We start from the raw sequence: 13115 nt of genomic DNA, 5'->3' as shown, positions 1-13115 counted from the left end.
CTCCACGCGTCATTACTTTGGCCTTAGCCCACAAAAAAAGCCTGACTAACGTATGGGTTCGCTAGTAAGGCTAATTGTCAAATATCTTTGACTACTTTATCTTCGTATTACTACTCAGATAAGAATGATTTCGCTTATTAATATATGCTGAAAACGCATAAAAGTCAATCTTTTTTCCCATGGTAACTGGCTAGAAACGACTCTTCACTGGCTCCACCACGAGGTAGCGATAAGGCTCGTCCCCTTCAGAATGCGTCTGCACGTAAGGGTTGCTGCTCAAGACCGAGTGAATTTGTTTTCGCTCAAAAGCCGGCATTGGTTCTAAGAAAACCGGTTGTTTCGTTTGGCGGACTTTATCGGCGGTCCGTTTAGCTAAACGTTCCAAAATTTCTTGGCGCCGCTGACGGTAATCGCCAACGTTAATCACGACGGAAATTTTATTTTCCGCCACGCGGTGTAAGAAGACTTGGGATAAATATTGTAAGGCGTTTAAGACTTTCCCGTGCTTCCCGATAATTAAGCCTTGTTTGGCGGTTTCTAAGTTCAGCATCACCACATCAGCTTCGCGTTTCACTTTGACTAAAGCGGGCGCCCCTAATTCTTTAGAAATTGCCGTCAGATAAAGGGCTAATTCTTTTAAGGCTTCTTCATCAGATAAATTTTCTAACACCGGGGGCACTGCACTTTTTTCAACACTGGCGTGGGGTGTAGCTTCTGCGGCAACGTTTGGTTGGACTTTTGCTAAAGGCACTTCGGGAGTTTCAACAACGGCAGGTTCGACAGGAATAGTGGGTTCTTCCACGTTTTTCGCAACTTCAATTACCGCTTCTTTTTTCCCCATGCCTAAAAAGCCTTTTTTTCCTTCTTCTAGGATGGTGACTTGCACCTGCTCTTTAGTGGCTTGTAAAACAGTTAAGGCTTGTTGTAACGCTTCATCAACAGTATTTCCAGTAAATCGGGTCATCGGATAAACTCCTTTCAAGAATCAATTAACGTTTATTTCTTTTCTTCTTAGGATTCAAGGCTTTTTGCAACGCCCGCTCCCTTTCTTTTTCACGGCGGGCAATTTCTGCTCGTTCAGCGCGAATTTTGAAAGGATTATTAATTAAGAGAGTTTGGACAACTTGGAAGGCGTTGGAGACCACCCAGTAAAGGGCCAAACTGCTGGCAAAACTCATCCCCATGAAAAAGATCATGGCCGGCATCACAATATACATAATCATGTTGGTTGGGCTCTTTTCCACCTGCGACATACTCATTAAGTAGCTGGAAAGGAAAGTAAAGAGCGCGGCTAAAATTGGCAAGATTAAGTAGGGGTCAGGCTTAGATAAGTCCAACCATAGAAAATGACCTTGCCGCAACTCTTCTACCCGGTAAATGGATTGATAAAGAGCAATCATAATCGGCATTTGCGCCACCATTGGTAAACAGCCGGCATACATGTTGACATCGTTATCTTTATAAAGTTGTTGAATCTCTTCGTTCATTAAGCGTTTGGATTCTTGGTCTTTATTGGGATACTTTTCACGAATGGCCTTCATCTTCGGCTGAATTTCTTGCGTGCGCCGCATGCTCTTTGTTTGGTAATGCATCAATGGCAACAAGATAATCCGCACGACGATGGTAAAGAGAATAATCCCTACCCCGACGTTGCCGCCAATGGATAAGAATTTAATGGCTTGGGCAAAATTATAGACGATGTAACGATCCCAAACACCACTGCTGGAAGCTGTGACATCCCCCGTCCGACCACAAGCACTTAATAACACTACTAAACCGACCACCGTCAGCATCAGTAGTAAACGCTTGAATTTTTTCACAATATCTTTCCCTTCTAAATAAGTTTAGCTAATTTTAACACGTGCTGAAGATTTTTTTTCAACTCGTGGAAATCTAACGACTCGCAACCTTTTCTGGCAATAATAATAAAGTCCATTTCCGGTTTAATTTCCGTCTTGAGTTCCAACAGTCCTTGACGAATATAACGTTTCACTTGATTCCGCGTCACAGCGTTGCCAATTTTTTTGCCGACAGAAAGTCCCACGCGAAAATGCGCCTGCTGTGGTTTAGGTAACCAGTAGACGACAAATTTACGATTGGCACAAGAATTGCCGCTGTTAAACACTTTTTGAAATTCTGCTTCTTTTTTGACGCGATAAGATTTTTTCATAAAAATTCAACTTTCATTGTTAAATTAACGCCTTAATCATACCATAAAAGGCTAGGGCTTTGTCTTTATTTTTTTCCTGAATTAAGGACAAAAAAAAACCACTGATAAGAGAGTCAGCGGTTTAAGCGGATAAAACTTTACGACCTTTGCGGCGACGAGCAGCTAAAACACGACGACCATTTTTAGTACTCATACGTTTTCTAAAGCCATGGACTTTTGAATGTTTACGTTTATTTGGTTGGTAAGTTCTTTTCATTGATGATTCCACCTCCTGAAATAATACTAGACATACCTTTGTAGTATAACGAATGAAGGTGTTTTTTGTCAATTATCTTTTCAAGGGAATTTACGATTTTTTACAAAAAAAGTTATCCACAAGGAGCGTTTTTTTCCCTAGTCCCTGTGTACAGTAAAAATTGTGGGTAAGTTATCCCGCAGTTTTCCCCGACTTTTCCACAAATTTACAAGCTGTTTTTAACTTTTCCACAGGTTTTTCGTTGTTTGTTGAAAACTCCTTTAAACCCTTTAGTCCGTTAGCTTTGGTTCTTTTCATTTTTGTGGAAAACTTGTGGAAAGTCCTTTTACTTGTCAGTTATCCCCACTATTTTTTTAGCTTGTGGAAAACTATTTTGGGTATTGTGGTTTATTTTTTCCACAAGCTTGAAAACCTGTGGAAAAATATCTTTAAGCATGCTAAACTTATGAGGAATAACTGTTAATAACTTAAGGGGGTTCTGCTATGCCTGATATCTCCTCATTGTGGGAAGAAATCCAGCAGACGTATAAGCACGAATTGTCCAAGCCGAGTTTTGAAGCTTGGATTTTATCCGCTAAACCTATTCGTCTTGAAAATCAACAGCTTTACATTGAAGTTCCTTCTAGCCTCCATAAAGATTATTGGGAAAAAAATCTCGCCACTCGCATCGTAGAAATTAGTTTTCGCCTCTTTAATCAAGAAGTGACCCCGATTATTACGATTGCCCAGCAAGACACCGATGACGTACCACCCGCTGCTAAAAAAGCGACGGTGGAACCCGTCACGAGAGAAAATGGCAAAAAAGTACTCTTAAATCCTAAATATATCTTTGACACCTTCGTTATCGGCAAAGGCAACCAGATGGCCCACGCCGCCGCTTTAGTCGTCGCTGAAGAACCGGGTTCTATCTATAATCCCCTCTTCTTTTATGGTGGTGTCGGTCTAGGAAAAACCCATTTGATGCACGCGATTGGTCACCAGATGCTCCATAATAATCCCAATGCTAAAATTAAATATGTCAGTTCGGAGACTTTTGCCAACGACTTTATCACTTCGATTCAGTACAATAAAACTGAAGAATTTCGCAATGAATATCGGAACGTCGATCTTTTACTAGTGGACGATATTCAATTTTTTGCGGAAAAAGAAGCGACGCAAGAAGAATTCTTCCATACTTTCAACGCTTTATATGATGATGGCAAACAAATCGTCTTAACATCTGATCGTTTACCTAATGAAATTCCTAAGTTGCAAGCGCGGCTGGTTTCCCGCTTTGCTTGGGGGCTTTCCGTCGACATTACACCACCGGATTTAGAGACGCGGATTGCTATTTTACGGAAAAAAGCCGATGCTGAAGGACTGGAAATCCCTGATGATACCTTAAGCTACATCGCCGGGCAAATCGACTCCAATATCCGGGAGCTGGAAGGTGCCTTAGTGCGGGTGCAAGCTTTTGCTACCATTAATGGTCGGGAGATTACTACGAGTCTGGCTGCTGATGCTTTAAAAACTTTAAAACCTAACAATAAAGGTAGCGAACTTTCTATTTTATTGATTCAAGAAGAAGTCGCGAAGTTTTATCACGTGCCTTTAAAGGATTTAAAAGGAAAAAAACGGGTGAAAACCATCGTGGTGCCCCGCCAAATCGCCATGTTTTTAGCGCGGGAACTTACGGATAGCTCCTTACCTAAAATTGGCGCTGAATTTGGCGGTAAAGATCACACCACCGTCATTCACGCCCACGAAAAAATCCAGCAATTATTAGAAACGGATTCCACCATCTTAAAAGAAGTCAACGAAATCAAAAGTAAGCTCACTCATTGATTGTGGATAAATCACCGAAACACTCTATAGTTATCCACAACTTATCCACAAGTGGAAAACTTTTATTTTTCAAGGCTTATCCTGCTTATCCACAGTTCACACAGGCCCTATTACTATTATTACTTAAAAATAAATAATAAAGAGAAGTAAGCACTAGCTATTTAATTAAAGGAGTTGTTCATTTTGAAAGTTACCTTAAAGAGAACGAGTTTTTTACAAGAACTACAAACCGTCCAACGGGCGATTTCCGGTAAGACCACGATTCCCATTTTAACTGGGGTCAAAATTGTTTTAAGTAATGAAGGCTTACACTTAACTGGGAGCAATACGGATATTTCCATTGAAACCTTATTGCCTAAAGACGACGAAAAAGCACAAATGGTGATTGAAAGTAACGGAGCTATCGTTTTACAAGCGCGTTTCTTTATTGAAATCATCCGCCGTTTACCAGAAGAGTTCTTAACCTTTGAACTCATGGACAACCAACAAGTAAAAATTACTTCCGGCAAAGCTGAATTTGTCGTCAATGGTTTAGATGCGGAAAACTATCCTCATTTGCCAGTGATTGATTCTGGCAACCAATTGGAATTAGACACTCAAGTCTTAACGCAGCTGATTAATGAAACAGTTTTTGCAATTTCTAGCCAAGAAAGTCGTCCTATTTTGACGGGGGTCCATTTTATCCTAGAAAATGGTAACTTAACTGCTGTAGCTACTGACAGTCATCGTTTAAGCCAACGGAAATTAGCTGTTGACAGCTCCTTAAGCTTTAACATCGTCATTCCTGGGAAAAGTCTAGTGGAGTTGGCACGTTCTTTACAAGACGGTACTGAAACTTTAGAAATGGCCATTATGGAAAACCAAGTCCTCTTTAAAACTGAAAATATGTATTTCTACTCCCGCTTACTAGAAGGAAATTATCCTGACACAGGTCGTTTGATTCCCAATAGCTTTAATACGGAAGCGACTTTTTCCGGACAAGCCTTAGGACAAGCTATTGAACGGGCATCCTTACTTTCTCATGAAGGCCGTAACAATATTGTTAAACTAGCTATTAACAACGAGCACATTGTTTTAAGTGGGAATTCACCAGAAGTAGGGTATGTGGAAGAAGAATTAAGCTATCAAAAAGTGACCGGTGATCCGTTAGAAATCTCCTTTAACCCGGATTACATGAAAGATGCCTTGCGGGCTTTCGGCGATCAAGAAATCGTGATTCGCTTTATTTCACCAATTCGGCCTTTCACTTTGGAACCAGCGGCAGAAAATGTCGACTTCATTCAATTAATCACCCCAGTAAGAACCAACTAAGCAAGTTTTTAAAGTGCATAGAAAAAGTGGGCTATGACGTTCCCAGTTATAGCTCTTTTTCTTTTGGTACTAGGTTATAAATTTGAAAAAAAATGAAAGCATAATTTTCCTGAGATTGTCTATTTCGCAAAAAAAAGCTGATTTCAGCTCGTTTCCTTAAAATCAGCTTTTTTTATTATTTTAGAAAAAAGGGCGGAAAAAGCCCTTAAATTTTGCGAAAATTTGTTTTTTTGTGAAAAAAACGCTATAATAGAAGTAGTTTGTAAGGTCAAAGGAGACCATTTATGAAAACGAATTATGAAGTAACACACGAGTATATTACCTTGGGTCAGCTCTTAAAAGAACTCAGTGTCATTCAAAGTGGTGGCATGGCCAAGTGGTACTTGCAAGAACAAGCCGTTTTAGTAGATGGCCAGTTGGAGCAACGCCGCGGTCGGAAGCTATATCCAGGGATGATGATTGAAATACCTGATGAAGGTACTTTTTTTATGGTTGCACCTAAAGCGCCAGGTGATGAAACCCATGAGGCTTGAGGAACTGACCTTGAAAGATTATCGCAATTACGATGATCTGCATCTGGCTTTTCCCAAGTCTTTAAATATTTTTTTAGGGGAAAACGCGCAAGGGAAGACCAATATCTTAGAAGCTATCTACGTGTTAGCCATGAGTAAAAGCCACCGCACCCATAATGAAAAAGAACTGATTGCGTGGCAAAAGGAATACAGCCAAGTTAAAGGTGTCGTCAAAAAAGCTACCGGCCTGTTGCCTTTAGAAGTTCAACTTTCTAAAAAAGGGCGCAAGACGAAGGTAAATTATTTGGAGCAAAAAAAATTAAGTGACTACATTGGTCACTTGAATGTTATTTTATTTGCGCCAGAGGACCTTTCCTTAGTCAAAGGTGGCCCGGCTGTCCGCCGGCGTTTTATCGACATGGAGCTAGGCCAAATTAGTCCCAAGTACCTCTATGAGTTAGTGCGCTATAACCAACTGTTAAAGCAGCGCAACGCTTATTTGAAACAGTTGGCCGAAAAAAAAGCGACAGATGAGCTTTACTTAGACGTGTTGACGGAACAATTTGTGGCTAGCGGGGTGGAAATTTTACTAGCGCGGTATGGCTTTTTGCAAAAGTTAGAGGGCTGGTCGCAAAAACTCCACCACGAAATTACCCACGAAAAAGAAACCTTGACGTTCCACTACCAAGGAAGCTTGCCTACTACCGCCACCATGACCAAAGAGGAACTGGCGACGCTTTTCACGGCACAGTTAACTAAAAAACGCCCGCAAGAAATTTTTCGCGGCACCACCCTAGTGGGACCACATCGGGATGATTTATTATTTTTAATCAACGACAAAGACGTCCAAACGTATGGCTCACAAGGACAACAGCGGACGACGGCTTTAAGCGTCAAGTTAGCGGAAATTGATTTGATCCACGAAGAAATTGGCGAATATCCTATTTTACTTTTGGATGATGTTATGAGTGAATTGGATGATCAACGGCAATTGCACTTGTTAGAGACAATTGAAGGCAAAGTGCAGACCTTTTTAACCACCACCACCTTAACCCATTTACAAGAACACTTAACCGTGACACCAGCTATTTTTCAGGTGGCCCACGGTACTATTGAAAGGCAGGGAGAAACTCTTTGACAGAAGAAGAAAAATCTTTAACGGAACGGGCTAAAGCCTACGATGCTAGCCAAATCCAAGTCCTAGAAGGCTTAGAAGCGGTGCGGAAACGTCCCGGAATGTATATTGGCTCCACCAGCTCAGAAGGGTTACACCACCTCGTTTGGGAAATCGTCGATAACTCGATTGACGAGGCTTTAGCGGGTTTCAGTAAAGAAATCAACGTCATTATTGAAGAAGACAACAGTATTACCGTTATTGATGATGGCCGGGGGATTCCCGTTGATATTCAAGCGAAAACTGGGCGGCCAGCAGTGGAAACCGTCTTTACGATTTTACACGCCGGCGGTAAATTTGGCGGCGGGGGCTACAAAGTTTCCGGTGGACTTCACGGGGTAGGTTCTTCGGTTGTTAATGCCCTTTCTAGCACCTTAGACGTAAAAGTCTACAAGGAAGGTCAAATCTATTACCAAGAGTACCAAAGAGGCCATGTTGTGGCTGATTTAAAAGTTATCGGTACGACGGATCGTCACGGTACGACGGTTCATTTTATTCCGGATCCCGAAATTTTTACGGAAACAACAGAATATAACTTTGATAAATTAGCTGTGCGGGTGCGGGAGCTGGCCTTTTTAAATCGTGGCTTAAGAATCACCATTGAAGATCGCCGCGCTGAACCTGTTGTGAAAAAAGAATATCACTTTGAAGGTGGGATTAAGAGCTACGTTTCCTACTTGAATGAACATAAGAACGTCCTTTTCCCAGAACCGATTTATCTTGAAGGGGACCAACAAGACATCGTGGTGGAAGTCTCCATGCAGTATACGGATGGTTACCACACGAATATCATGAGTTTTGCCAACAATATTCATACTTACGAAGGTGGTGCCCACGAATCTGGCTTTAAAACAGCCCTAACGCGGGTCATTAACGACTATGCCCGTAAGCAAAAAATCATGAAAGATAGCGACGAAAATCTGTCAGGTGAAGATGTGCGGGAAGGGTTGACGGCCGTTATCTCCATCAAACACCCGGATCCCCAATTTGAAGGTCAAACCAAAACCAAATTAGGCAACTCCGAAGTCCGGACCGTCACTGACCGTTTATTCTCCGAACACTTTATGAAGTTCTTAATGGAAAATCCCACCGTCGCCCGGCAAATCGTCGATAAAGGCTTACTGGCTTATCGGGCGCGTTTAGCTGCTAAACGGGCACGGGAAGTAACGCGGCGGAAATCGGCGTTAGAAATTAGTAACTTGCCAGGGAAACTGGCGGATTGCTCCAGTAACGATGCTAGTAAAACTGAACTGTTCATCGTGGAAGGAGATTCCGCCGGCGGGAGTGCTAAACAAGGGCGCGACCGGGAATTCCAAGCAATTTTACCCATCCGCGGTAAGATTTTAAACGTGGAAAAAGCTAGTATGGATAAAATTTTAGCCAACGAAGAAATTCGTTCTTTATTTACAGCAATGGGGACTGGTTTTGGTTCTGAATTTGACGTAGCCAAAGCGCGTTACCACAAATTAGTCATTATGACGGATGCCGATGTGGATGGTGCCCATATTCGGACCTTGCTATTGACGTTATTTTATCGTTATATGCGGCCGATTGTGGAAGCCGGCTACGTTTATATTGCCCAACCTCCTTTATACGGGGTCAAACAAGGGAAGAACATTACTTACGTTCCTTCTGGTAAAGACTCCGATGAGAAGTTAAACGAAATTTTACAAAGTCTGCCAGCTTCACCAAAACCTAGTGTGCAACGGTATAAAGGGTTAGGGGAAATGGACTTTCACCAACTTTGGGAAACCACCATGGATCCTGAAAATCGGATTATGAGTCGGGTCACCGTGGATGATGCCATTGAAGCGGACCAAGTCTTTGAAATGTTAATGGGGGATCGCGTGGAACCGCGGCGGAACTTTATTGAAGACAACGCCCATTACGTTAAGAATTTAGATATTTAAGGAGGAAGACATCTTCATGGATGAAGCAAGAAAAGAGAATATCCAAGACGTCAATTTGACTAGCGAGATGAAGGAATCCTTTATCGACTATGCCATGAGTGTAATCGTTGCTCGGGCCTTACCGGATGTTCGTGATGGTTTAAAACCAGTGCACCGCCGTATTCTTTACGGCATGAGTGAACTAGGTGTCACCCCAGATAAACCCCATAAAAAATCAGCGCGTTTAGTGGGGGATGTAATGGGTAAGTATCACCCCCATGGGGATTCGGCGATTTATGAATCTATGGTGCGGATGGCGCAACCTTTTAGCTACCGTTATTTATTGGTCGATGGCCACGGAAACTTTGGTTCTGTGGACGGCGATGGTGCAGCAGCAATGCGGTACACCGAAGCCCGCATGAGTAAAATTGCCTTAGAAATGCTGAGAGATATTAATAAAGATACCGTTGATTTCACGGATAACTACGATGGTTCAGAAAGAGAACCGGTCGTTTTACCTTCTCGTTTCCCTAACTTGTTAGTCAATGGGACCACAGGGATTGCCGTTGGGATGGCGACAAATATTCCGCCCCATAACTTAGGGGAAGTCATTAATGGGATTCATTTATTGATGGACAATCCTGATGCTACCACTAGCGACTTGATGGAAGTGATTCCGGGACCAGATTTTCCAACGGGCGCTTTAGTCATGGGAAAATCTGGCATTCGCCGCGCGTATGAAACCGGTAAGGGCTCCATTACGTTACGGGCTAAAGTAGAAATTGAACAAATGGCCAACGGTAAAGAACGGATTTTAGTAACGGAAATTCCTTATATGGTCAATAAAGCCAAATTAATCGAACGGATTTCTGAATTACACCGGGATAAAAAGATTGAAGGTATCACGGCTTTACGGGATGAATCTTCTCGTAAAGGGATGCGGATTGTGATTGAAACTCGCCGCGATGTTTCCGCTACCGTGTTATTAAATAATCTGTATAAACTCACAAGTTTACAAACTTCCTTTGGTTTTAATATGCTAGCCATCGTCAATGGTGTGCCGAAAGTTTTAAGTTTGAAACAAATTTTAGTGCACTATATTGAACACCAAAAAGAAGTGATTACCCGCCGGACAATTTTCGATAAGAAAAAGGCCGAAGCTCGGGCCCACATTTTAGAAGGCTTGCGCATCGCGTTAGATCATATTGATGAAATCATTCACATCATTCGCAGTTCCAATAACGACGAATTAGCGAAAAGTCGTTTGATTGAACGCTTTGCTTTTTCCGACCGTCAAGCCCAAGCCATCTTAGATATGCGTTTACGCCGTTTAACCGGTTTGGAACGAGAAAAAATTGAAGAAGAATACAATAATTTGATTGCGTTAATTGCTGATTTGACGGACATCTTAGCGAAACCAGAACGCGTTGAACAAATTATCAATACAGAATTAGGGGAAATTCGCGATCGTTACGGCGATGCTCGCCGCACCGAACTTCTAGTAGGTGAAGTCTTAAGTCTAGAAGACGAAGATTTAATCGAAGAAGAAGAAGTTGTCATTACCTTAACCAATAACGGCTACATCAAACGCGTTTCTCAAAGCGAGTTTAGAACGCAACGCCGTGGTGGCCGTGGTGTTCAAGGAATGGGCATGCACGATGACGACTATATTCGTAATCTCGTTTCGGTTTCTACTCACGATACCTTGTTATTCTTTACTGACGACGGTAAAGTTTACAAAGCAAAAGGCTACGAAATTCCTGAATATTCCCGGACGGCTAAAGGGATTCCGGTCATTAACTTGTTAGGGATTGACGCTAACGAAAAAATCCAAGCAGTCATTGGGATTCCAGAGAAAAATGATGAACAGTTCTTGTTCTTCACCACCAAACTAGGAACTGTCAAACGCACTAGTGTCAGTGCCTTTACCAACATCCGCAGCAGTGGCTTAATCGCCATTAACTTAAAAGAAGGCGATTCACTAGTTTCCGTTGTCTTGACTAATGGCGATGACGCCGTGATTATCGGGACCCACGCTGGTTATTCGGTTACCTTCAAAGAAGGTAGTGTGCGGGATATGGGTCGGAGTGCTGCTGGTGTGCGGGGGATTCGTTTACGGGCAGATGACTTTGTCGTTGGTGCTGACTTATTGCCAGCCGACAGTGAAGTTCTCGTGATTACCGAAAACGGCTATGGTAAACGGACTAAAGCTAGCGAGTACCCACTTAAAGGTCGCGGTGGTAAAGGGATTAAAACCGCCAATATCACTGAAAAGAACGGTCCATTAGCCGGCTTAGCGACAGTTGATGGCACGGAAGATATTTTAGCCATTACCGATAAAGGGGTTATCATTCGCTTTAACGTCGCCAATGTTTCCCAAACCGGACGGGCAACGCTCGGGGTCCGTCTCATGAAGATGGAAGACGAAGCGAAGATTGCCACCATGGCCATTACGTCCCCTGAAGAGGATGAAGATGAGTCTGAGGGAATCAGTGCCGAAGCAAGCGAAAATGCTGCGACAGAAGCTCCTGATGCGTCAACAGATACAGCAACAGAGGAATAAATATCAAAACCGTCAACTTTTTACGAAAAGTTGACGGTTTTTTGCGTATCTTTAGTTAAGCAAGAAAATCAACGGTGCTGTTGCGTAATCGAAAACTTTAGCGTATAATGGGAAAATGTGAGTAGTCTTAAATGACGCTCTCTCTGCTCTTTTTTAAAAGGGCCAAAGTCCATAGGGAGGTGAATATCAATGACACAAGCGAATTATGAAGTTACTTATATCATTCGTCCAAACATTGATGAAGAAGCAAAAACTGCTTTAGTAGAACGTTTTGATGCTATCTTAAAAGACAATGGAACTGAAATTCTTGAGTCTAAAGACTGGGAAAAACGTCGTCTAGCATACGAAATCAATGATTTCCGCGAAGGCATCTACCATATCGTTAAAGTTTCTGCGACTGACGCAAACGGCATCAATGAATTTGACCGTCTTGCTAAAATCAATGATGACATTTTACGTCACATGATTGTCAAAGAAGGAGAATAATATTGTTTCACGTGAAACAATATACGAAGGAGATGTTGAAAATTGATTAACAATGTCGTATTAGTTGGTCGGTTAACCAAAGATCCAGATTTACGTTACACGCCAGCTGGCGCTGCCGTAGCGACTTTTACCTTAGCTGTGAATCGTAACTTTACGAACCAAAGTGGTAACCGTGAAGCCGATTTTATCAACTGTGTCATTTGGCGTAAATCCGCTGAATTGATGGCCAACATGGCCCGTAAAGGTGCTTTAGTGGGGATTACAGGTCGCATTCAAACGCGAAACTATGAAAACCAACAAGGTCAACGAGTGTACGTGACGGAAGTCATTGCCGACAATTTCCAATTATTGGAATCTAAAAGCTCTAGTGATCAACGTCAACAATCTGGTGGCAATGCAAGTTATGGGAACACTAGTTACAATAACAACGCTGCTCCTGCTGCTGGCAACACTGGTAATAGCAACTACAACAATAATTTTAGTCAAACTTCTTCGAAAAACGAAATGCCTGATTTCAGCAGAGATGTTGATCCGTTTGGGACAGATGGTTCCACAATTGACATTTCAGATGATGATTTACCATTCTAAGATAGGAGGAACTGAACATGGTACAACAACGTCGTGGCGGTCGTCGTCGGAAAAAAGTCGACTACATCGCAGCTAACCATATCGAATATATCGATTATAAAGACATTGAACTATTAAAAAGATTTATCTCTGAACGAGGCAAAATTTTACCTCGTCGGGTAACTGGTACTAGCGCTAAAAACCAACGTAAAATTACAGTGGCTGTAAAACGTGCTAGAATCATGGCTTTACTACCTTTCGTTTCTGAAGACTAGTAAGTAATTTAGGCTCTATAATTTATTGGACTGATAGAAAATTCTATCGGTCCTTAATTTTTTTGAAAAAAAACAAAAAAACATATGG

13 protein-coding genes are annotated in these 13115 nt (G+C 42.1%); 9 read left to right on the top strand and 4 right to left on the bottom strand.

What is annotated here, in order from left to right; translation table 11 throughout:
- Positions 1-190 precede the first annotated feature (190 nt).
- From jag to rpmH, 4 genes are all read right to left on the bottom strand, one after another.
- On the bottom strand, positions 191-964 hold the full coding sequence (jag, locus tag FFM57_RS08230; protein WP_137600040.1) for an RNA-binding cell elongation regulator Jag/EloR: 774 nt from the start codon (positions 962-964) through the stop codon (positions 191-193).
- Positions 965-989: 25 nt separating this feature from the next.
- Positions 990-1820: a YidC/Oxa1 family membrane protein insertase gene (locus tag FFM57_RS08225; protein WP_137600039.1), complete on the bottom strand. Its 831-nt coding sequence runs from the start codon at positions 1818-1820 to the stop codon at positions 990-992.
- Between the two features lie 14 nt (positions 1821-1834).
- The gene (gene rnpA / locus FFM57_RS08220) at positions 1835-2170 is read right to left on the bottom strand and encodes a ribonuclease P protein component (RefSeq protein WP_137600038.1); all 336 of its coding nucleotides are present in this window, start codon (positions 2168-2170) and stop codon (positions 1835-1837) included.
- A 121-nt stretch (positions 2171-2291) separates the two neighbouring features.
- On the bottom strand, positions 2292-2426 hold the full coding sequence (rpmH, locus tag FFM57_RS08215) for a 50S ribosomal protein L34 (protein WP_137600037.1): 135 nt from the start codon (positions 2424-2426) through the stop codon (positions 2292-2294).
- 483 nt (positions 2427-2909) lie between these two features.
- Here rpmH and dnaA point away from each other — a divergent pair, with 483 nt between their 5' ends.
- The 9 genes from dnaA (at position 2910) to rpsR (ending at position 13027) form a co-directional block, all read left to right on the top strand.
- A complete protein-coding gene (gene dnaA / locus FFM57_RS08210) occupies positions 2910-4250 on the top strand; it encodes a chromosomal replication initiator protein DnaA (protein ID WP_137600036.1) in 1341 nt (446 codons plus the stop codon).
- A 183-nt stretch (positions 4251-4433) separates the two neighbouring features.
- Positions 4434-5561: a DNA polymerase III subunit beta gene (gene dnaN / locus FFM57_RS08205; protein ID WP_137600035.1), complete on the top strand. Its 1128-nt coding sequence runs from the start codon at positions 4434-4436 to the stop codon at positions 5559-5561.
- Positions 5562-5845: 284 nt separating this feature from the next.
- The gene (yaaA, locus tag FFM57_RS08200; protein ID WP_137600034.1) at positions 5846-6094 is read left to right on the top strand and encodes a S4 domain-containing protein YaaA; all 249 of its coding nucleotides are present in this window, start codon (positions 5846-5848) and stop codon (positions 6092-6094) included.
- Positions 6084-7211, top strand: a complete 1128-nt coding sequence (gene recF / locus FFM57_RS08195) for a DNA replication/repair protein RecF (protein ID WP_137600033.1) — start codon at positions 6084-6086, stop codon at positions 7209-7211. The genes yaaA and recF overlap by 11 nt, the downstream gene beginning before the upstream one ends.
- Complete coding sequence (gene gyrB, locus FFM57_RS08190; protein WP_137600032.1) at positions 7208-9157, top strand: DNA topoisomerase (ATP-hydrolyzing) subunit B; 1950 nt, start codon at positions 7208-7210, stop codon at positions 9155-9157. The genes recF and gyrB overlap by 4 nt, the downstream gene beginning before the upstream one ends.
- A 16-nt stretch (positions 9158-9173) precedes the next feature.
- Positions 9174-11699, top strand: coding sequence for a DNA gyrase subunit A (gene gyrA, locus FFM57_RS08185; protein ID WP_137600031.1), 2526 nt, complete (start codon positions 9174-9176; stop codon positions 11697-11699).
- Between the two features lie 189 nt (positions 11700-11888).
- Entirely contained in the window at positions 11889-12185 is a 297-nt protein-coding gene (rpsF, locus tag FFM57_RS08180; protein WP_137600030.1) for a 30S ribosomal protein S6, read from the top strand.
- A 42-nt stretch (positions 12186-12227) separates the two neighbouring features.
- Positions 12228-12773, top strand: coding sequence for a single-stranded DNA-binding protein (ssb, locus tag FFM57_RS08175; protein ID WP_137600029.1), 546 nt, complete (start codon positions 12228-12230; stop codon positions 12771-12773).
- A 17-nt stretch (positions 12774-12790) separates the two neighbouring features.
- Positions 12791-13027: a 30S ribosomal protein S18 gene (gene rpsR, locus FFM57_RS08170; protein ID WP_137600028.1), complete on the top strand. Its 237-nt coding sequence runs from the start codon at positions 12791-12793 to the stop codon at positions 13025-13027.
- The last annotated feature ends 88 nt before the right edge of the window (positions 13028-13115 follow it).

Source organism: Enterococcus nangangensis, assembly GCF_005405245.1.
Classification (GTDB): Bacteria; Bacillota; Bacilli; order Lactobacillales; family Enterococcaceae; genus Enterococcus_J; species Enterococcus_J nangangensis.
This window is presented reverse-complemented; position numbering and strand designations above follow the sequence as displayed.

Coding starts and splice junctions, on each gene's coding strand:
- jag (WP_137600040.1), bottom strand. CDS start 964: ATGACCCGATTTACTGGAAATACTGTTGATGAAGCGTTACAACAAGCC.
- rnpA (WP_137600038.1), bottom strand. CDS start 2,170: ATGAAAAAATCTTATCGCGTCAAAAAAGAAGCAGAATTTCAAAAAGTG.
- rpmH (WP_137600037.1), bottom strand. CDS start 2,426: ATGAAAAGAACTTACCAACCAAATAAACGTAAACATTCAAAAGTCCAT.
- dnaA (WP_137600036.1), top strand. CDS start 2,910: ATGCCTGATATCTCCTCATTGTGGGAAGAAATCCAGCAGACGTATAAG.
- yaaA (WP_137600034.1), top strand. CDS start 5,846: ATGAAAACGAATTATGAAGTAACACACGAGTATATTACCTTGGGTCAG.
- recF (WP_137600033.1), top strand. CDS start 6,084: ATGAGGCTTGAGGAACTGACCTTGAAAGATTATCGCAATTACGATGAT.
- gyrA (WP_137600031.1), top strand. CDS start 9,174: ATGGATGAAGCAAGAAAAGAGAATATCCAAGACGTCAATTTGACTAGC.
- rpsF (WP_137600030.1), top strand. CDS start 11,889: ATGACACAAGCGAATTATGAAGTTACTTATATCATTCGTCCAAACATT.
- rpsR (WP_137600028.1), top strand. CDS start 12,791: ATGGTACAACAACGTCGTGGCGGTCGTCGTCGGAAAAAAGTCGACTAC.